This window comes from Bradyrhizobium sp. WYCCWR15520, assembly GCF_056174665.1.
In genome coordinates this window covers 12,803-31,897 of sequence record NZ_JBWBWM010000046.1, presented here as the reverse complement: position 1 = coordinate 31,897, position 19,095 = coordinate 12,803, and the positions used below count along the sequence as shown (strand labels likewise).

At 64.6% G+C, this 19,095-nt stretch carries 16 protein-coding genes; 11 read left to right on the top strand and 5 right to left on the bottom strand.

Going from position 1 to position 19,095, the window contains the following annotated elements:
- The first annotated feature begins 11 nt into the window (after positions 1 to 11).
- Both hisC and AC0QUY_RS35655 read left to right on the top strand, forming a co-directional pair.
- Positions 12 to 1,109: a histidinol-phosphate transaminase gene (gene hisC, locus AC0QUY_RS35660; protein ID WP_475390697.1), complete on the top strand. Its 1,098-nt coding sequence runs from the start codon at positions 12 to 14 to the stop codon at positions 1,107 to 1,109.
- Complete coding sequence (locus tag AC0QUY_RS35655) at positions 1,106 to 2,047, top strand: prephenate/arogenate dehydrogenase family protein (protein WP_475390693.1); 942 nt, start codon at positions 1,106 to 1,108, stop codon at positions 2,045 to 2,047. The genes hisC and AC0QUY_RS35655 overlap by 4 nt, the downstream gene beginning before the upstream one ends.
- A gap of 128 nt (positions 2,048 to 2,175) precedes the next feature.
- Here AC0QUY_RS35655 and AC0QUY_RS35650 read toward each other — a convergent pair whose 3' ends face one another.
- On the bottom strand, positions 2,176 to 3,363 hold the full coding sequence (locus tag AC0QUY_RS35650; protein WP_475390690.1) for a DUF2125 domain-containing protein: 1,188 nt from the start codon (positions 3,361 to 3,363) through the stop codon (positions 2,176 to 2,178).
- 110 nt (positions 3,364 to 3,473) lie between these two features.
- Here AC0QUY_RS35650 and AC0QUY_RS35645 point away from each other — a divergent pair, with 110 nt between their 5' ends.
- From AC0QUY_RS35645 to AC0QUY_RS35630, 4 genes are all read left to right on the top strand, one after another.
- On the top strand, positions 3,474 to 4,127 hold the full coding sequence (locus AC0QUY_RS35645) for a gamma-glutamylcyclotransferase (protein WP_475390689.1): 654 nt from the start codon (positions 3,474 to 3,476) through the stop codon (positions 4,125 to 4,127).
- Positions 4,128 to 4,227: 100 nt separating this feature from the next.
- Positions 4,228 to 4,470 carry a hypothetical protein gene (locus tag AC0QUY_RS35640; protein ID WP_161850022.1) on the top strand — a complete coding sequence of 81 codons (243 nt, stop codon included), beginning with the start codon at positions 4,228 to 4,230 and terminating at the stop codon, positions 4,468 to 4,470.
- A gap of 122 nt (positions 4,471 to 4,592) precedes the next feature.
- Positions 4,593 to 6,026: a class I SAM-dependent methyltransferase gene (locus AC0QUY_RS35635; RefSeq protein WP_475390687.1), complete on the top strand. Its 1,434-nt coding sequence runs from the start codon at positions 4,593 to 4,595 to the stop codon at positions 6,024 to 6,026.
- Positions 6,023 to 8,998, top strand: coding sequence for a sulfatase-like hydrolase/transferase (locus AC0QUY_RS35630; protein WP_475390686.1), 2,976 nt, complete (start codon positions 6,023 to 6,025; stop codon positions 8,996 to 8,998). The genes AC0QUY_RS35635 and AC0QUY_RS35630 overlap by 4 nt, the downstream gene beginning before the upstream one ends.
- A 37-nt stretch (positions 8,999 to 9,035) precedes the next feature.
- Here the strand turns inward: AC0QUY_RS35630 and AC0QUY_RS35625 are convergent, their stop codons facing one another.
- From AC0QUY_RS35625 to ftsE, 3 genes are all read right to left on the bottom strand, one after another.
- Complete coding sequence (locus AC0QUY_RS35625) at positions 9,036 to 9,743, bottom strand: YdcF family protein (RefSeq protein ID WP_475390684.1); 708 nt, start codon at positions 9,741 to 9,743, stop codon at positions 9,036 to 9,038.
- A gap of 115 nt (positions 9,744 to 9,858) precedes the next feature.
- On the bottom strand, positions 9,859 to 10,830 hold the full coding sequence (locus AC0QUY_RS35620) for a cell division protein FtsX (RefSeq protein WP_161850025.1): 972 nt from the start codon (positions 10,828 to 10,830) through the stop codon (positions 9,859 to 9,861).
- A complete protein-coding gene (ftsE, locus tag AC0QUY_RS35615) occupies positions 10,823 to 11,482 on the bottom strand; it encodes a cell division ATP-binding protein FtsE (protein ID WP_065751967.1) in 660 nt (219 codons plus the stop codon). The genes AC0QUY_RS35620 and ftsE overlap by 8 nt, the downstream gene beginning before the upstream one ends.
- Before the next feature lie 198 nt (positions 11,483 to 11,680).
- Between ftsE and AC0QUY_RS35610 the strand changes: the two genes are divergently transcribed.
- Positions 11,681 to 12,577: an MJ0042-type zinc finger domain-containing protein gene (locus tag AC0QUY_RS35610; protein WP_475390682.1), complete on the top strand. Its 897-nt coding sequence runs from the start codon at positions 11,681 to 11,683 to the stop codon at positions 12,575 to 12,577.
- Positions 12,578 to 12,618: 41 nt separating this feature from the next.
- On the top strand, positions 12,619 to 12,996 hold the full coding sequence (locus tag AC0QUY_RS35605; protein ID WP_161850027.1) for a response regulator: 378 nt from the start codon (positions 12,619 to 12,621) through the stop codon (positions 12,994 to 12,996).
- Between the two features lie 159 nt (positions 12,997 to 13,155).
- Here the strand turns inward: AC0QUY_RS35605 and AC0QUY_RS35600 are convergent, their stop codons facing one another.
- Positions 13,156 to 15,792: a TIGR02302 family protein gene (locus AC0QUY_RS35600; RefSeq protein WP_475390680.1), complete on the bottom strand. Its 2,637-nt coding sequence runs from the start codon at positions 15,790 to 15,792 to the stop codon at positions 13,156 to 13,158.
- Between the two features lie 162 nt (positions 15,793 to 15,954).
- On the opposite strand from AC0QUY_RS35600, the gene AC0QUY_RS35595 reads away from it, so the two are divergent.
- The 3 genes from AC0QUY_RS35595 (at position 15,955) to AC0QUY_RS35585 (ending at position 19,048) form a co-directional block, all read left to right on the top strand.
- The gene (locus AC0QUY_RS35595; protein ID WP_161850029.1) at positions 15,955 to 16,335 is read left to right on the top strand and encodes a carboxymuconolactone decarboxylase family protein; all 381 of its coding nucleotides are present in this window, start codon (positions 15,955 to 15,957) and stop codon (positions 16,333 to 16,335) included.
- A 126-nt stretch (positions 16,336 to 16,461) separates the two neighbouring features.
- Positions 16,462 to 17,370 carry an NAD(P)-dependent oxidoreductase gene (locus AC0QUY_RS35590; RefSeq protein ID WP_475390678.1) on the top strand — a complete coding sequence of 303 codons (909 nt, stop codon included), beginning with the start codon at positions 16,462 to 16,464 and terminating at the stop codon, positions 17,368 to 17,370.
- Positions 17,371 to 17,542: 172 nt separating this feature from the next.
- Positions 17,543 to 19,048, top strand: coding sequence for a L,D-transpeptidase family protein (locus AC0QUY_RS35585; RefSeq protein WP_475390676.1), 1,506 nt, complete (start codon positions 17,543 to 17,545; stop codon positions 19,046 to 19,048).
- Positions 19,049 to 19,095 lie beyond the last annotated feature (47 nt).

Here is a 19,095-nt window from a genome sequence, read left to right as displayed (position 1 = left end):
CGGAGTTGAAGATGAACCGCCCCGTGCCGAATCCCGGCATTCTCGATATTGCGCCCTACACGCCCGGCAAGACGCCGGTGCCCGAGCCGGGCCGCAAGGTGTTCAAGCTGTCGGCCAACGAGACCCCGTTCGGGCCGTCGCCGAAGGCGATAGCCGTCTACAAGGACGCCGCCGGGCATCTGGAAGACTATCCGGAAGGAACCTCAAAGGTGCTGCGCGAGGCGATCGGTCGCGCCTACGGTCTCGATCCCAGCCGCATCATCTGCGGCGCCGGCTCGGACGAAATCCTCAATCTTCTGGCGCACACCTATCTCAGCCATGGCGATGAGGCGATCTCGACCGCCCACGGCTTCCTGGTCTACCCGATCGCCACGATGGCGAACGGCGCCAAGAACGTGGTGGCGCCGGAGACCAACTTCACCGCCGACGTCGACGCCATTCTTGCGCGCGTGACGCCGAAGACCAAACTGGTCTGGCTCGCCAACCCGAACAACCCGACCGGCACCTATGTACCCTTCGACGAGGTCAAGCGGCTGCGCGCCGGTCTGCCGCCGCATGTGCTGCTGGTGCTCGATGCTGCGTACGCCGACTACGTGTCGCGTAACGACTACGAGCTAGGGCTGGAGCTGGTGGCGACCACCGAAAATACCGTGATGACACACACCTTCTCCAAGATTCACGGGCTCGCGGCTCTGCGGATCGGCTGGATGTTCGGCCCGGCCAACATCGTCGATGCCGTCAACCGGATCCGCGGGCCCTTCAACGTCTCGACGCCGGCGATGCTGGCGGCGGTGGCCGCGATCGAGGACACCGCGCATGTCCAGATGTCGAAGGCCTTTACCGAGCAATGGCGCAACTGGCTGACCGAGGAGATTGGCAAGCTCGGCTTGAAGGTGACGCCCAGCGTCGCGAACTTCGTGCTGATCCATTTCCCGACCGAGAAAGGCAAGACCTCGACTGAAGCGGATGCGTTTCTCACCAAACGCGGCCTGGTGCTGCGCGCGCTGAACAATTACGGCCTCCCGCACGCACTGCGCATGACCATCGGCACCGAGGAGGCCAACCGCCTCGTCGTCGAAGCCTTGCGCGACTTCGTGGCGGTCAAGTGAGCGCGGCGCCGATTTTCCGACGCGTCGCGCTGATCGGCTTCGGCCTGATCGGCGGCTCGATCGCGCGCGCTGTGCGGGCCCAGGGGCTTGCCAGCGAAATCGTCACCACGGCGCGCTCGGAGAAAACCCGCGCGCGGGTCACCGAGCTCGGTATCGTCGATCGCGTGCTGGAGACCAACGCGGAAGCCGTCGGGGACGCCGACCTCGTGATCCTCTGCATTCCCGTCGGCGCCTGCGGCCCGGTGGCGCAGGAGATCGCGCCGTTCCTCAAAGCGGGCGCGATCGTTTCCGACGTCGGCTCGGTCAAGGGCGCCATCGTCCGCGAAATGGCGCCACACCTGCCGGGCAACGTTCATTTCGTGCCGGCGCATCCGGTCGCCGGCACCGAACATTCGGGGCCCGACTCCGGCTTCGCCGAACTCTTCATCAACCGCTGGTGCATTCTAACCCCGCCCGACGGCGCCGATCCCATGGCGATCGAAACGCTGCGCGCGTTCTGGGCCGGCATGGGCGCCAAGGTCGAGATCATGACGCCTGATCATCACGACCTGGTGCTGGCGATCACCAGCCATCTGCCGCATCTGATCGCCTACACCATCGTCGGCACCGCGGACGAGCTGGCGCAGGTGACGTCGTCGGAGGTGATCAAGTTCTCCGCCGGCGGTTTTCGCGATTTCACCCGCATCGCAGCCTCTGACCCGACGATGTGGCGCGACGTGTTCCTGAACAACAAGGAAGCCGTGCTGGAAATGCTCGGCACCTTCAACGAGGACCTGTCGAAACTCACGCGTGCGATTCGCCGCAATGACGGAGAGGCGCTGTTCGAGCACTTCACCCGCACCCGTGCCATCCGCCGCGGCATCGTCGAGATCGGCCAGGATTCGGCGGCGCCCGACTTCGGCCGGCCGCATCCGCCGCTGGAGAAGAAGGGGGAGTGAGGAGACTCCGCTCTCTCATCCATCATTGCAAGCGCAGCGAAGCAATCCATACCTCCGCACGGGGAAAGATCGATTGCTTCGCTACGCTCGCAATAACGTGGAGAGATTCCCGCAAACAATAACGGCGATCAAAACAGCGGCGGCACCTGCCCCACTTTGAACGGCCCGAGAAACACCGCGCCGTCGGCGAAGCGCAGCGGGAAAGCTCGCGCCTTCTTGCCCTCCAGCTCCGTCTCCTTGCCGAGCGCGTTGATGCCGGCGGCGACACCTGCGTTGGCGTTCTGTTTGACGACCTTGCCAAGGCCAGGGATCGCCCGGTCGAGCGCGCCGAATAGATTGTTGAGGTCCTGCGTCTTGACGCCAGGTGCGACGCGATCGAGGGTTGCCTGCGGAACGCCCTCCTCCAGCATCTTTTCGATGCCAAGGGCCGGAATCACCTTCTCGATCCCCGCCACCGTCATCTGCAATTCGCCGTCGATCCGCCCCTGGGCATTGAGATTGAGCGTCCCGGCGGCGACCGAGATCAGATCGCCCTGCTGAATGCGCGACCGCACGATTTCGACATGGCCGCCCGCCGCCTGCAACTCCCTGAACCGCTCGGGCCACGGCTTCGGCGAAAAATCCTTCAACCCGGTGAGCTTGGCCTCGACGCCGGCATCGAACGGCGCAGCCAGCAGCGGGTGCAGCTCCTGCACGCTGCCGCTTGTTATTTGCAACGCGGTTTCGATCACGGGATGATCTTTCGTCGAGCCCTCGACGAAGCGCCCGTGCAACCCAGCTCGGCCGGCGCGAGCGAGCGGCGTCTGCACGGGACCGTTGATGCGATCGATCGAGGGATTGTCGAACACGATGGAGGCGCGTTGTGGAATATCCGGCAACCCGACTATGCTGCTCTGGCCGTTGGTCCAATTCACCTTCATCGACGGCGGCTGGCCGCGATCGGAAAGCGTCGCCGGCGCCTTGAATTCGGCGATCAGCAATTTCGGCTGATAGATCTGCGCGATAACCATGATTTCCCCGAGCCGCGCGGTGAACAGCGCCTGCGCTCCGGCGGTCTGCGAAACCAACGCAACGCTGGCGTCGTCGCAGCGGACTTCAAAGCGGAACGGGAAGCCGGCCACCGAACGCTTGCCGCATGCATAGACCCGTCCCGCCTTTGCCTCCTGCGCGGCCCATGCATCCGCGCGCACGCCGGCTTCGGAAGCGGCATAGAACCAGAACGCGCTCCACGCCGCGGCAACGACAAGGAGCAGTGCAGGCGCGATGAAGAGGCGCCACAGCGGGCGCCGGCGCGGCGCGGGGGTCATGTCAGGCATGCGGCGTCCTTTGGCTAGCGATTGAGGCGAATGTAAGCATCCGCTTCCCACAACAAAAGGCATTGAAATCACTTCGCTTTGCCGGTCGGTTCTGGTAGCGGTGCAAGGGCATGTCCGCGATCACACTCAACGATACGGAATTCTCGACAGGCGACCTCTGGGTGTTCGGTTACGGCTCTCTGATGTGGCGCCCGGGCTTCGACTTCATCGAACGGGTGCCGGCGCGGCTGATCGGGGAACACCGCGCGCTCTGCGTCTATTCCTTCGTCCATCGCGGCACGCCGGAAAAGCCGGGTCTCGTGCTCGGGCTCGACCGCGGCGGCGCCTGTCGCGGCATCGCTTTCCGGGTTGCAGAAAAGCACAGCACCGCGACCATCGCCTATTTGCGCGAACGCGAGCAGGTCACTTCGGTCTATCGCGAGGTGAAACGATCGGTGTGGCTGGAGAACGAGGCGCGCGAGCGCGTCAGCGCGCTGGTCTACGTGGTCGATCGCGGCCACGCGCAATATGCCGGTCGGCTGTCGCTCGCCGAGCAGTTGCGCCACGTGTTGCAGGGGCACGGCCAGTCCGGCGTCAACCGCGACTATGTTCTAGCCACCGTAAAGGCGATCGAGGCGGAAGGTTTCCGCGATTCCCAACTGCACCAGCTCGCGGCGATGCTTCACAACCAGCATCCGTTCCACCCTTCCGCCGAGGGCGCAGAAGACGCAGCCTCGCCCGGGGCGCACGGTTCCGCGACCGGCCATCCCCTGCGCCGTGTCTGAAATTGCTAACCGTTTCGCTTCTTGGTAGAATTTCGCGCTTCCGCTACAACCAGCAATATCCGTGATTCTCTGTCGAACCGTTTGTCAAAGGCCGCCGGAAATGACCGCAAGCCCGAAGAACATCACCTGGACTGCCCTGCTTGGCAGTGCGTTCTATTTGATTTCGATCGGCCCGAGCTTCGCCTATCTGGATCCGGGTTCCGGCAGCATGCTCCTGACCGCCATCCTCGGCGTGCTGGCCGCGACGACCTACACGTTGAAGGGCTACTTCCACAAGGCAACCACCCTGTTCCGCAGGAATCGACCCGAAGCCGGCGATGCTGCGGGGCGGACCAAGGATTGATCGCTTCATCCGTAGCCGGCGATGCGGCTTCGTGAAACGAGACTTTCTGAAACGAGACCTGGAGAGCTCGCTCTCGAACCGATGCAACGACCTGCCGCCGCGACCAATAGAATTCGAAGGACATGACCCCCGAGCACGGCTCATTTCGCGACGCGAGCAATCGAATTTTCTATCACGACGGCGCAGTGTTTCGGAGCCTGAGTGCGGAAGCAACCGCCAACTGGCATCAGCTCCGGCAAACGGAGTTCTTTCAGCGACTCGTGGAAAGCGGCGCGGTCATCGCCACCGAGACGGAAGACCGCCCGGAGATCATGGCGCAGCTCTCCGGCCGATGGGCCGGCGTCGTGCGGCACGAGCGGCTGGCGTTCATCTCGTATCCCTATGAGTGGCCGTTTTGGATGTTGAAGGATGCGGCGCTGCTGCATCTCGACGTGCTCTCGCAAGCGCTGGAGAACGGCTGGACGCTGAAGGACGGCTCCGCCTACAACATGCAGTGGCGCGGGCAGCAGCCTGTCTTCATCGACGTCTCGTCATTCGAGCCTTATCGTGACGGCGACTCCTGGACCGGATATCGCCAGTTCTGCATGATGTTCATCATCCCCCTGCTCCTCAAGGCGCATCGCGACATCCAGATTGCACATTTGCTGCGGAGCAATCTCGAAGGCGTCGATCCCGAGGAGGCGCTTAAATTCATCTCATGGCGCGACATTTGCCGGCGCGGCGTCTTTACCCATCTCTACCTGCATGCACGCCTGCAGGCCCACGCCAAGCGGGCCGAAGCGCGGACGTCGTCCACGAACACCGCGCCGGCAAGATGGCCGGTCCGGCAGACGTGCGAGATGACGCTGCGCATGGTCCAATCGATCAGGCGGATGGTGGCGAAGCTCGACCGCAGCAGCGGCGAGACCGCGTGGTCGGCCTATGAGACGACCCATTCCTACGACGACGCATCGCTTGCCGAGAAGCAGGGCTTCGTCGAACGGCACGTCCGCGGCAAGCGATGGCGGATGGTCTACGATCTCGGCAGCAACACGGGAACGTTCGCGCGGCTGTGCAGCGGCCATGCAGATCACGTCGTCGCCGTCGATGAGGACGAGCTTGCGATCGACACGCTCTACCGCCGCCTGAAGGCGGAACGGCCGGGCAATATCACGCCGCTGGTGATGCCGCTGAACAACGTATCGCCGAACCAGGGCTGGCGGGGCCGGGAAAGGAAATCGTTCGACAGCCGCGGCAAGCCCGACCTGATCCTGTGCCTGGCGCTGATCCATCACATGGTGGTCTCGGCGAATATTCCGATGCAGGACTTTCTACAGTGGATCCGCAACTTCGATGCGGCGGTCGTGCTGGAATTCGTGGGACCTGAGGACGAGATGACGTTGCGCCTGACGAAGAACAAGAAAGAGGCGCATCCCGACTATACGCAGGACCAGTTCGAATCCATCGCCGCATCGATGTTCGACATCGCCGATGCGGCGCCGCTCAAGCAAGGCCGCAGGCAGATCTATCTGCTTCAACCGAAACCGGCACCGGTTCCATCCCCGAGCGCGGCATGAGCGTGACGGCAACCGAAAGCGCTTTCCCGGCGCGTGCGCAAAACGCGTTCCTGCTGCATCTCGCGCTGTCGGCCGTTGCCATCGCGCAGCCGTTCTATTCCGTCACCGGGCGGACCCTGAATTTTTTCGTCGCCTGGAGAATGAGCAGCGTCGAGTTTACGCTCTGCATACTGCTCATCTACATCGTGCCGGCGCTTGTCACCTGGCTATTGGTCCGGCTCGGCAACCGCTTGCACCGGAATCTCGGCAGCGCGCTGTTGTTTCTGGCTCTCTGCTTCTACATCTCGCTGACTTTGCTGATGGCGGCGCGCCAGTTGGTGCACAGCCTGCCGTTCACGGCTCGCAGCGAGATGCCCCTCTGGATATACGCCCTGCTGCTGATCGTATCGGCCAGTCTCGCGGCGCTCGTGTTTACGAAGCCGAAAATTCAGGGATTTGTCAGGTTCTTTGCCGTGACGACGGTCATCTTCCCCGCCGCCGTGCTGCTCCATGCCCATGGCATGGGTGTGATCCGGTTTTCCGAAGTGCCGCCGGCCAAAAAGATCGAAGCCGCCGACCGGCCCAACGTCATCCTGATCGTCTACGACGAACTGCCGCTAACCACGATCCTGGACGCAGACGGCCTGATCGATCGAAACAAATTTCCGAACTTCTACCAATTCGCCCGCGGCGCGACATGGTTTGCCAACGCGCGTTCCGCGTCGGGACATACCGAGGCCGCGGTACCCGCGATTCTCGCCGGCCGAATGCGCCAACACGAAGTGCCGGCGACCTACACAAGCTATCCGGAGAATATTTTTCACCGGCTCGGCCCAAGCTACAACGTTCTCGATCTGCAATTCGCAACTGACCTCAATCCCGCAAGGCCCCCGGGCTGGCAGACGGAAGCACCCGACGGCCAGGACAGGCTGAGCGCGATCGCTCTCGATATGGCGATCATCTTTGGGCACATCGTGGCGCCGCCGCAGTTCGCCGCGCTCCTTCCGCGGATCGACCTGCAACACAATCGCTTCGGCGAGGACAGTGACAGGTCGCCGCGCGGCCTGCGTCATCACGAAAAGTTCGTCACCGCGCTGGCGCGGGCGGAACAGCCACTTCTGGCGGTCTACCACAACATCTATCCGCACAATGGCTGGTCGCACTACCCGTCAGGGCGCTCCTACGGGGAATCTCGATGGGGCGACTACCTGTCGCTCAAGGACCGCAAGGACGCGAAGCTCGGCGACGACAACGTCAGGATCATGCATGACTACAAGGCCCATTTGCTGCAATCGATGCATGCCGACAAGCTGTTGGGAGAGTTGCTGGCCCAGATCAAGGCCAATAGGCAGTACGATCATTCGATCATCGCCGTGGTGGCCGACCACGGGGTCTCTTTGTGGCCGGGCGAGCAGCCTCGCAATCCCAGCGACTTTCGTTTGCCTGACGTCCAGGCCATTCCGCTGATTATCAAGCTGCCCGGGCAAAGCCGCGGCGGAATATCGCTCGATCCGGTGCATACCGTCGACATCTATCCAACCATCCTCGACCAACTCGGCGTCACCATTCCGGAGAGCCTGCAGGGCAGATCGCTCCTCAAGGCTATTCGCGAGGCGGCGGCGGCCGAGACGGCGAAGTCGACGCCGCATCGCGACGACGTCACCCTGAAACGCCGCGTGGAGTGGTTTGGAGCGGGAACATCGATGGCCGACCTGTACGGGTTCGGCAAGTTCAGCGGTTATGTCGGGCGCCATGTCGGCGAATTCCGGTTTAGCCGCGTGCTGAACGCCGCCGTGCATCTGTTCGGCACCCGCTTCAGCCGCGCCAGCCCGCATCTTTCGTTGCGCATCGACGCGCAAATCAACGGCGGCGCGCAGGACGGCCAAACCCGCGACATCCTGGTCGCGCTGGGAGACCGAATCTGCGGTGCCACCCAGACGACGGATCTCGAGGTGAGCGGGCAGGCAAACTCGTTTACGCTCGTCGTCGCCGAGGAGTGCGTAGACCTCGTGAACAAGGGAATCAGGGTCTTCGTCGTCGACTCCGACGGGCAGTTCGCGGAAATTCCCGTCGAAGGCGAGACATCCACGACGGTTGCGACAATCGATCGGACGATCGCAGGTCTGGCCGAACTGATAGGAAGCCTGCAACGCGCGGGAGAAAACGGTCGAGGGCCGCTGGAGCTCGGCGCATTGCGCGAACGCGGTGTAGCTGTGCCCGAGCTGTTTGTGCGGAACGGCCGGCTGGCGACGCGGTGGGGCGATGTCGTGCTGACGCGCGACGGACAGACGTGGGTCGTGGACCTGTACTCCGCACCGAAGGATGCCTGTAAGGCGATCTATCTCGCCGCGAACAATATTCCCGGCGTGGTCCGCATCGCGGCATCGGCCTCTGCGCGGGACGAAACCAGCATTCCGGTAACGGCCGGGCAGGCCGACGTGGCGTGTTCGAATACAGAATCGGACATCATACGGATCATCGCGGCCGAAGCACGTGCGCCCGTCGACCGCGCGCCCTCGCCTGTTCCCATCGATCAACTGCTCGCACAATTCGCCGAATTCATCGGCGATCTGGAAAAAGCTCCCGCCGGTGCGCAGGGACAGATGACCCTGCCGGCGCTGCGTCAGCTAGGCGTTGCCGTTCCGGCTGGGTTCATCAGGAATGGCGAACTGGCATGGCCCTGGGGCGAGGCTGCCCTCAGCCGCAGCGGGCGCGGATGGATCCTCGATCTGCAATCGGCGCCCAGGGAGGTATGCAGGGCGGTTCAACTCGGCGCCAACGGAATTCCGGGGATCAGTCGCATCGCCACGTCATATCAGGCGAAAGACGAGGTGGTGATCCCGATGACCGCCGACCGCGCCGAGGCGGCGTGCGCGAACAGGGAATCGGGCCTCATCCGAATCATCACGACCGACACGTCGATAGCCCGCCTTGCACGGGATAAGCTTGCAGCCGTCTGGAGAGGACTAAAGAGAACGCTCGGCGGGAATTAACTCGCGGGCATTGGCAGGCCGATGCAGCAGGAGCCGCTCAGTTGGCCTGCGCCGTCGCCGGCCGGCGCGGCGCCGGCGCAGGCTGATCGGAGGGGTCGGACATCAGTTCGAGGCCGGCATCGGCCAGCCGTACGCGCACCTCGGCGGCGACGTATTTCACATATTCCGACAGCAACAGACGCAGCGTCGCGCCGCTGGTCCACCACGGCTCGTCGCGCCATCTGTCGCCGATCACCGCGAACGGAATCAGCGTGACATCAGGCATCGCATGCGACAGTTCCAGGATGGCCCGCGGCATATGGTAGTTCGACGTCACCACGATCAGCGACTTGAAGCCGCGCTCGCGGGCCCAGCGCCGCGTCTCCGCGGCATTGCTGCGCGTGTTGACGGCGGAGCGGTCGAGATCGACGCAGCAGCCGAGCAGCGACTGGTTGTCGGGCAGCGAGCGCGAAATGTCGCTGACGGCGTTGGTCGGGTGCACGCCCGAAATCAGCAGCCGCTTGCCGTAGCCACCGGCCAGCAATTCCATCGCGTCCGACACCCGCGACGAGCCGCCGGTGAACACCACGATTCCGTCGGCGTTGCGCGCCGGCTTGATTTCGACGCCGCGCAACTGCGAGAGAAAGGCGACGAAGCCCACTGCCGCGCCGACGAACAGGATCGCCATCGCGCCGACGATGACCGCGCGCAGCAACCCGCGCGGTCGCGCGGCCCTCGGCGTGCTATCGGCGTGCTGCAAATCCATGTAGTCCGACGGTCCTCTTCCCGTTGGTAATTCTAGAACGTTTTCACGCGAAGTGGAGTCCCGCCCCCGGGGACAAGTCCGTGACCTGCTTCATTCGAAACCGTCATCGGCCGCGTCAATCGATATCGTCCAGCGTGGCAAACAGCGTTCGCCGCGAGGCCCAGGCGGTGATGGCGGCAATCGCCACGGCCTGCACCGCGAGCGCCAGATAACCCGAGGGCGGCAGCGAAAATGTCCCCAGCAGCGCGGCGAACTGATCGCCTACGGGGGTACCCGAAAACCAGCTCGCGATCGATTCGGAAAAGCCAAAACCCAGCATCGCGGCGCCGCCGCCGATCACCCCTCCCTCCAGCCCGAGCCTAAGAAAATGCCGCAGGAAGTGGTTGGCGATATAGCGGTCTCCGGCGCCGACGAAGTGCAGCACTTCGACGATCGGGCGGTTCGCCGCCATCGCGCCGCGGGTCGCGAACGAAACCGAGATGATCGTCGCCACAATCACCAGCGCAAGAATTCCGACGCCGGCGAACACCGTCGCTCCGGTCATCGAGCGCATGCGCTCGATCCAGGCACGGTGATCGTCGACACTCGCCGACGGGGCCACCTGCGTCACCGCCCTGCGCAGGCCTGCGAGGTCGAGCGTGGTGCCGGGCTGCACGCGCGCGACGACGACGCGAGGCACCGGCAATTGCTCGATCGACAGCCCGCTGCCGAGCCACGGCTCCAGCAGTTTCGCCGATTCGTCCTTGCTGAACGACTTGACCTGGACGATGCCGGGCTGCGTCCGCATCGCCTCCGCCGCCGCGGTCACGTCGCGCTCAAGATCGCGGCCGGCCGAGGGGCGCACCTGAACGGTGATTTCGCTGGCGACTTCCGACTGCCATTCCGCCGCCGATGCGCTGATCAGAAACACCGTGCCGGTGGTGATGGACGCGAGGAACGTCATGATGGCGACCACTGCGACCAGCGCACGGCCCGAGATCGAAGCCCGCGGCACGATCGGCGACATGTTGCGCGCCTGCGCCGGCACCTGCGGGCGCTCGTTGCCGAGGTCCACCAGCGGTCCATGCTCGTCGCCGACCCTACTCATAAATGTGCAGCCGTCCCTGATGCAGCACCAGCCGCCGCGCCTCATACTGATCCATCAGCGTGATGTCATGGGTCGCGATGATCACCGCGGTGCCCAGCCGGTTCAATTCGATGAACAGCCGCAACAGGCGCCGGCCGAGCGTCGGGTCGACGCTGCCGGTCGGCTCGTCCGCCAGCAGCAATTGCGGCCGCGAGATCACCGCGCGCGCGATCGCGGCGCGTTGCTTCTCACCGCCCGACAGGATCGGCGGCAGCGCATCCATGCGCTCGCCGAGGCCGACCCACCGCAACAGGTCGATCACCTCGCGGCGATAGCTGGATTCGTCGCGGCCCATCACACGGAACGGCAGCGCCACATTCTCATAGGTCGTCATGTGGTCGAGCAGGCGAAAATCCTGCAGAACGATGCCGATCTTCTGGCGCATGTTCGCAACCTGATCCTTGCCGAGCAGCGAGACGTCCTCGCCGAACAGGTTGACGAGGCCGCGCGTCGGCCGCAGCGACAGGAACAACAGCCGCAACAGCGACGTCTTGCCGGCGCCCGAGGGGCCGGTGAGAAACTGGAAGGAATGCGCCGGAATCATGAAGGAGAGGTCGCGCAAAATCTCCGGGCCGAGCCCGTAGCGCAAACCGACATTTTCGAACCGAACCAAGCTCAGCTCCGCTCGATATGGACCGTGCCCGGAGACCCCGGACTTGAACCTGAACCTGGGCCCGAACCTGAACTTCGGGCTCGTAGCCCGCCGGTTTGGGTACTAACCGGACAAAACGGTTTTGCGACCGTTATGGTTTCCGATTCGTTAACAGTCGCTATGTAGCATCCGGGCAAAGACACTGGTGAGATGGGCTCCATGCATATCGTTTGCCCCCATTGTACAACATCTTACGCGATCAATCCGGCCACCCTGGGGGCCGGTGGACGCACCGTCCGTTGCTCCCGTTGCAAGGAAACCTGGCTGGCACGGCCCGAGGACGCGATCGAACTGGCGGAAGCCGCGCCGGAAGCCATGTCAAGCCCGCCGCTAGGTCGGGCGCAATCGAGCCAGGCGGCCGTGGACGATACCGCGGCCGAATGGGAGGCGATGGCGCGCGAGGACGAGGCACAGGATACCCCGGTAGTCGACAGCCCCTCGATTTCGGCCGGCTGGCCGGCCGAGGGCGATGGCGCGCCGCAGGGCGGCGGCAGCGACTGGCCATCGGCGGCCCGGCGCGATGCGGAGGACCATGAGGAAATTCCGGTCACCACGCACCGCGAGCGGCTGGCCCGTCTGTTCCGGCTACCGTCCCCGCCCCGAATTCCGTTCCTGCCGGCCGTCGGCCTGCCGACCGCCTGCGCCGCGATGGGCGCACTGGTCCTGGCACTGATGATCTGGCGCAGCGATGTCGTGCGGCTGCTGCCGCAGACCGCGACGTTCTACAAGATGGTCGGGCTGGAAGTGAACCTGCGCGGGCTGGCCTTCAAGGACGTCAAGGTCAGCAACGAGACCGTGGACGGCAAGCCGGTGCTGGTCATCGAGGGCGTGATCGTGGGCGAGACCAAAAAGCCGGTCGAATTGCCGCGGCTGCGCTTCTCCGTGCGTGACGCGCAGGGCGCCGAGATCTACGCCTGGAACGCGGTGCTGGAGCAGGCGGTACTCAAGCCCGGTGAGCGCACCTATTTCAAGTCGCGGCTGGCCTCGCCGCCGCCCGAAGGCCGCAATATCGACGTACGCTTCTTCAACAGGCGGGATCTGGCCGGCCACGCCTGAACGTAGCCGCCTGTTCCGCTGAGGCGAGAGATCAAGACTTCATGCCACGCGTGCTGATTGCCGACGACGAAGATTCCATGCGCTCGCTGGTGGCGCGCGCCATCGCCATGGACGGCCACGAGACCGTCACCGCCGAGGACGGCGCCGAAGCGCTCGATATCCTGACCCGCGAACAGGGCATGTTCGACCTACTTTTGACCGACATCCAGATGCCGGTCATGGACGGCATCGCGCTGGCGCTGACCGCGGCGCGCGACTTTCCCGACCTGAAGATCCTGTTGATGACCGGCTTTGCCGACCAGCGCGAGCGCGCTTCCGGTCTCAACGCCATCGTGCATGACGTGGTGACGAAGCCGTTTTCGGTGCACGACATCCGCACCGCGGTCGCGGACGCATTGGCGGCGAGGAAGGCGGGATAGGTAGGGCTCGGTCTCTCCACTCGTCATTGCGAGGAGCGTAAGCGACGAAGCAATCCATACCGCACGCGCGGAGCCATGGATTGCTTCGCGGAGCCTGTCATCGGGCGCGCATTCGTGCGACCCGTTGGCTCGCAATGACGGTGGAAGGAGCTGGACCGCTCAATAATCCTTCAGCAGCCGCTCGATGTAGTCGAGTTCGATCTGCGGACGGGACGGATCGCCAAGGCGGCGGCGCAGTTCTTCCAGAATCCGGCGCACCCGCTGCACGTCGATCTCGCCGGGGATCTTCACCGTATAGTCGTCGGTGAATTCGTTGTTGCGCATCGGCCGTCCCAGCGGATCGGTGGAGTTTTGCGCGCCCTGCTGGCGACCCCTGGGGTTGCCGGGGCCGTCGCCCGGCTGATCGCCGTCGCCCTGCTGCATGGCCTCGGCAAGGCTCTGGGCGCCCTTGCGCAACGCATCCAGCGCGCGGCCCTGAGAGTCCACCGCGCCGTCGGCATTGCCCTCGCCGAGCCGGCCGGTAGCATCGCCCATGGCGTTATCGGCCTGATCGAGCCCGTCCTCGCCGTCGCCCTGCTCGCCGCCCTGGCCTTGCTGGCCCTGGCCTTGCTGGCCCTGCCCCTGCTGGTCGCCGCGCTGGCCCTGCTGGCCGCGCTGGCCCGGGCCCATGCCGCGCTTGGCGAGCTCTTCCTGCAATTTCTTCAGCCGGTCGCGCAGGCCCTGCTGGTCCTGCTGCAGGTCGCCCATGCTCTGGTCGCCCTGCTTGCCGCGCATGCGGTCGCGCCTGGAATCCTGGCCCTGCTTGTAGGTCTTGTCGCGCAGTTGCTGCTGCTTGCGGATCATGTCGCCGAGCTCGTTCAGCGCCTGCTCCATGTCGTTGTCGCCGCCCTGGCCGGGCTGCGCCATCTGCAGGTTTTCCAGCATCTGCTGCAGCTGCTCAAGCAATTGCTTGGCGGCCTCCTTGTCGCCGGAACGCGACATCCGCTCCAGCCGGTCGAGCATGCTCTTGAGATCCTGCTGGCTCAGCATCTTGGTGTTGGGATCGAGCGGGCGCGCCAGTTGCTGCGGATTGTTGCGGAACTGCTCGGCGAGCTGGCGCAGGAAATTATCCAGCGCGGCGCGCAGATTGTCCGTGAGCTTCTTGATCTCCTCGTCGGTGGCGCCGCGCTCCAGCGCCTGCTTGAGCGCCTCCTGGGCGGCGCGCAACGCCTTGTCGACATCGGTGATGTTGCCGTCCTCGATGGTCACCGCCAGCGCCCACAGGCTGGCGACGACCTCGCGCAGCGCGTCATCGGTGCGCGCCGCCTCGAGCTGGTGCTTAACACTGAAGAGACCGAGATAATGACCGGATTCGGGCGTGAACAGCTCCGGCGCGATCATCAGCGCGTCGAGCGCGGCATAAACTAGCGCGTTCTGGTTGGCGTCAAGCGCCAGGATGCGGCGCTGCTCGATCAGCGCACGCGCCAGAGGTTTGGTGAACAGCCGCTCCGGCAGCCGCATGTTGTGCGGCTCGCTCTTGCCCTCATTGCCGGCCTCGTCCTTGGCCGTGAGCGTCAGCGTCACATCGGCACCGGCGTATGGGTCTTCGCTGAGATCCTTCACCGTCTGACCGACGCCGTTGCGCGTGCGCGCATTCGGCAGCACCAGCGCAAACTGCGGCGCATCGAACAGCGGCCGCCGCCCGGCATTGCCATCCTTCGCGTCCTTGTCCTTGGCCGCATCATCCTTGACCGCATTATCTTTGGCCGCATCCGGATTGCGGGCGGCAAATTGCGCGCGGGCTTCGGTGACGCCGTAATCGTCCTCCAGCTTGTAGGACATCTGCAGCGAGCCGCGGGCCTGGCGTTCCGGATCCTTGGCCAGTGAAATGCTCGGCGCACGGTCGGGCGTGGCCGCAAAGCGCCACAGCGGCTGGCCGGACGGCGCACGAACATGCGCGCTGCCATCGCCTGTGATCTTGAAATGCCGTTCGTTGGTGCCCTTCGGCGCCTGCTCGCTCGGGGCGACCTCGGTCACACCGCCGCCGACCACGACGTCGATGGTGCCGCCGCTGGAGCGCACCAGGAGCGTGCTGCCTGATGGCACCGGCAACGGGGTTCCGCTATCGGGAGAAGCTGCATCCCGGTTGGCGGCGGACAGAATGACGGGCGGCTTGCCGGTATAGAGCGGCGGGGTCACCCAGGCATCGACCCGGACGTTGGCCGGCGCCAGCACGCCGTTCCAGTCGAACGCGGCGGCTATGCGCAGCGCGCGCTCGTCGCCGGCGGCGACATAGGCGGCCGCCAGCATCACCATGACCAGCGCGCGCAACGCCCAGGGATCGTGGATCGGCAGCCGCGGCGAAGGTAGCCCGGCACGGATCCGCTTGATCGAGGCCAGCGTGCGCTCGCGCTGCTCGCGCCACAGCGCCTGCGCGATCGGATCCTTGGACTGAAGCGTATCGGTCAGCGCGGTCGCCGGGCGGTGGCGGATGCCGGTACCGCGGTCGAGCCGGCTCAAGCCCTCTTCGCGGCTTGGCCAGCGAAACCGCGCGAGCGGGAACAGCGCGGCCAGCGCTGCGAGGGCGAACAGGCCGATGCCGATCGCACGCGCCAGGAACGGCAGCGCCAGCCACAGCCCGGCCCAGGACGCCACCAGAAACAGTCCGACGACGCTCAGAAACCGGGCGAGGCCCGGCCAGGCGCGCTCCCACGCAATCGCATACTGAGCCCGTTGCAGGGCCTGCGTCAGTTGCAGCCGCGCGAGCGCGTCCGGCTCGCGCGCGGATTTGGTGGGGTCGGGGGATGCGCCGCTCAACAATCTCTCCGGGTTGCCGACACGTCAGCCTAGCACAACGGCGGCAATGAGGCACCTGTTCCGGGGGTAACCCACACCCGGAAATACGCATAACACGAAGGCGTGACTGCGGGCGCCCCACCCCCTAACGTGCGCCGAACCGTAAAAATACGAGGAAACGACATGGACCAGAAGACACACGACAAGGGCCTGGAAATTCGTAAAGCCGTGCTCGGCGAGGCCTATGTCAACAACGCCCTGAAGAATGCCGACAGCTTCAACAAGCCGTTTCAGGAACTCGTCACCGAATATTGCTGGGGCGCGGTGTGGGGACGCGACGAACTGCCGCGCAAGACCCGCAGCATGCTCAACCTCGCCATGATCTCGATCCTGAACCGGCCGCACGAATTGAAGGCGCATATCAAGGGCGCGCTGACCAATGGCGTCAGCCGCGACGAGATCCGCGAGATATTCATGCAGGTTTCGATCTATGCCGGCATTCCGGCGGGCGTCGACAGCTTTCGCATCGCGCGCGAAGTGTTCGCTGAATTGGACAAGGCGTAAGAGCGGTCGAATAACAACAAAACCGTTTCAACCGTCATTGCGAGCGAAGCGAAGCAATCCATAGTCCCGCAAGCCGAAGGGTGGATTGCTTCGCTTCGCTCGCAATGACGAATTCGGGGAGACACCATGGAAATCGGATTCATCGGCCTCGGGAAGATGGGCTTCCCGATGGCCCGCCGCCTGATCGAAGCCAAGCACCAACTCACCGTGTTCGATACGCGGAAGGAGGCCGTCGACAAGCTCGTCGCGCTCGGCGCGCAGGCGGCATCATCGCCCAAGGATATTGCCGACCGCTGCGAGACCGTGCTGGCCAGCCTGCCGTCGCTGCAGGCTTCGCTCGAGGTCGCGACCGGCGCGGGCGGCGTGATCGACGGCAAGCGCGTCAAGCGATTTGTCGACCTCTCCACCGTTGGCTCGCAGATGGCAACGAAAATTCACGGGCTGCTGGCCAAGCGAAACATCGTGCAGATCGACAGCCCCGTGAGCGGCGGCGTCGGCGGCGCCGAGAAGGGAACGCTCGCCGTGATGGTCTCCGGCCCGCGCGCCGATTGCGAGACGGTGAAGGGCGCGCTCGACGTGATCGGAAAAGTGTTCTTCATCGGCGAGAAACCGGGCTCGGCACAGACCATGAAGCTCGCCAACAATTTCCTGTCGGCGACCGCCATGGTCGCAACATCAGAAGCCGTGGTGATGGGCGTCAAGGCGGGGCTCGATCCGGCCGTGATGATCGACGTCATCAACGCCGGTTCCGGACTCAACACCGCGAGCCGCGACAAGTTTCCGCGCTCGGTCTTGCCGCGCAGCTTCGATTTTGGCTTCGCCACGGGGCTGATGGTCAAGGACGTACGGCTTGCGCTGGAAGAGATGAAATCGCTGGGGCTGTCGATGGAAGTCGCCGAGGCGGTCGGCCGGCTCTGGGAAGTCATCATCCGCGACGAGGGTGCAGAGTCGGATTTCACCGCGGCGATCAAGCCGATCGAAAAGGCGGCGGGCGTCGTAGTGGGTGGCGCGAAAGCTGGCCCCGCGGCGAGCTAACGAGGACGGCCGGTCCATCTGCTGGCGCGTGCCGGACAGCGGTGCGGTGCGCGGCTGGCGGTCCTTGAGCATTTGCGCAGTTCCAGGTTGGCAAGTCCGGCCGAATGGCGTTACGTTCCGAATCTGCTTGGGTAGAAGTTGGCGTTGACCCCGTCGACCAGTTGGGACGCGCATGACGTCTCGTTGCGTAAATCCGACGTGCAAGCAAAAGCGGCTGCGGCCTGCATATCTTGCCGTTATGGGTCTGGCCGTACTGATCGCGGCGCGGAACGATGCCTCCGCCAGAAGCGGACAGAGCGAACGACCGATCGAGTCGGTTCAGTCGCGCAGCGCCGGCGAGCCGACCATGGCCATCGTTTCGCTCCGCACCCAGCGGATCACCGTCTACGATTCCAAGGGATGGATCCTGCGGGCGCCGGTATCGAGCGGCACCAAGGGACGCGAGACGCCCGCAGGCATCTTCAGCGTCATCCAGAAGGTCGAGGAGCATTATTCGAACCTGTATGACGACGCCTTCATGCCGCACATGCAACGCATCACCTGGTCGGGCATCGCACTCCATGGCGGCGTCCTGCCGGGGCGTCCGGCGTCCCATGGCTGTATCCGGCTGCCCTTCAACTTCGCCGAACACCTGTTCGGCGAGACTATGATGGGCATGCGGGTGATCGTGGCGCCAACCGATGTGGCGCCAATTGAACTCGCCCATCCGCTTCTGTTCCAACCCAAGCCGGATGCCGCCGCCTTGGCCGCCGCCCGCACCGCAGAGGCGCAAGAGGCCACGAGGAAAGCAGCCGAGGCACGAACGGCCGCCGCGATGGCCTTGCGTGAGGCCACGCAGGCCAGAGCACCGGTTCGCACGGCGGAAAATCTGAGGCGCATCGCCGAGGCGCAATTGGCAGCCGTCGAAACTAGACTCGGCTCTGGCATCTCGGCGGAGGCAAAGGAGCAGGCTGAGGACGCCAAGGCGCAGGCCGTTGCCAAAATCGCTGAACTGCAGCTGCAATGGGACGTCGCCAACGTAAATCTGCAACTGAGGCTCGATGCCGTCACGTCCGCGCGTGAAGCCGCCGCGGCGGCGGAGAGCGCGCGCGTCACGGCCGCCGAGGCGGCGCGCCAGGTCGCACACGAACTCCAGCCGATATCGGTGGCGATCAGCCGCAAGACCCAGCGGCTTTATGTCCGTCAGGCATTCAAGCCCATCCTTGAAAGTCCGGTCACGATCGCAGACCCGGATCGCCCAATCGGCACGCATGTCTTTACCGCCATCGAGCGCGCGACCGACGATGCTAAGTTGCGATGGAACGTCGTCTCATTGCGCGGGGGACCTGCGCCGAGTGGCACTGTTGAGGTAGGCAGCCGGGCGCACGGAAGTAGTGCTCGCGGCGTTGAGCCGGAGCAGCCGAATCCGGATAGCGCAAAGGCCGCGCTCGACCGCATCGCCATTCCGCAGGACGTACTGGATCGCATCGGCAGCATTACGCCGCGATCTTCCCTGATCGTCACGGACGAGGCGCTGAGTTCGGAAACCGGCAAGGGAACGGAATTCGTGGTGCTGTTGAGCGGCGAGCCGCAAGGCGGCATCAAGAAGCGGCGTCGCAGCCCGGGAAACGACTTCCGCTATGCATACCCTCGCAGCTTTCAAATGTGGCGCTCGCCTTTCGGTTTTCCTACCTGGTGAGTCACTCCTCGCAAGCTAGTCCGCTTGACTGCTCAAGTCGGGAACTA

Bases quoted from the DNA above. Each gene is read 5' to 3' on its own strand.
- hisC (WP_475390697.1), top strand. From the start codon at position 12: ATGAACCGCCCCGTGCCGAATCCCGGCATTCTCGATATTGCGCCCTAC.
- AC0QUY_RS35650 (WP_475390690.1), bottom strand. From the start codon at position 3,363: ATGCCTGACATGACCCCCGCGCCGCGCCGGCGCCCGCTGTGGCGCCTC.
- AC0QUY_RS35645 (WP_475390689.1), top strand. From the start codon at position 3,474: ATGTCCGCGATCACACTCAACGATACGGAATTCTCGACAGGCGACCTC.
- AC0QUY_RS35640 (WP_161850022.1), top strand. From the start codon at position 4,228: ATGACCGCAAGCCCGAAGAACATCACCTGGACTGCCCTGCTTGGCAGT.
- AC0QUY_RS35635 (WP_475390687.1), top strand. From the start codon at position 4,593: ATGACCCCCGAGCACGGCTCATTTCGCGACGCGAGCAATCGAATTTTC.
- AC0QUY_RS35630 (WP_475390686.1), top strand. From the start codon at position 6,023: ATGAGCGTGACGGCAACCGAAAGCGCTTTCCCGGCGCGTGCGCAAAAC.
- AC0QUY_RS35625 (WP_475390684.1), bottom strand. From the start codon at position 9,743: ATGGATTTGCAGCACGCCGATAGCACGCCGAGGGCCGCGCGACCGCGC.
- AC0QUY_RS35620 (WP_161850025.1), bottom strand. From the start codon at position 10,830: ATGAGTAGGGTCGGCGACGAGCATGGACCGCTGGTGGACCTCGGCAAC.
- AC0QUY_RS35610 (WP_475390682.1), top strand. From the start codon at position 11,681: ATGCATATCGTTTGCCCCCATTGTACAACATCTTACGCGATCAATCCG.
- AC0QUY_RS35605 (WP_161850027.1), top strand. From the start codon at position 12,619: ATGCCACGCGTGCTGATTGCCGACGACGAAGATTCCATGCGCTCGCTG.
- AC0QUY_RS35595 (WP_161850029.1), top strand. From the start codon at position 15,955: ATGGACCAGAAGACACACGACAAGGGCCTGGAAATTCGTAAAGCCGTG.
- AC0QUY_RS35590 (WP_475390678.1), top strand. From the start codon at position 16,462: ATGGAAATCGGATTCATCGGCCTCGGGAAGATGGGCTTCCCGATGGCC.
- AC0QUY_RS35585 (WP_475390676.1), top strand. From the start codon at position 17,543: ATGACGTCTCGTTGCGTAAATCCGACGTGCAAGCAAAAGCGGCTGCGG.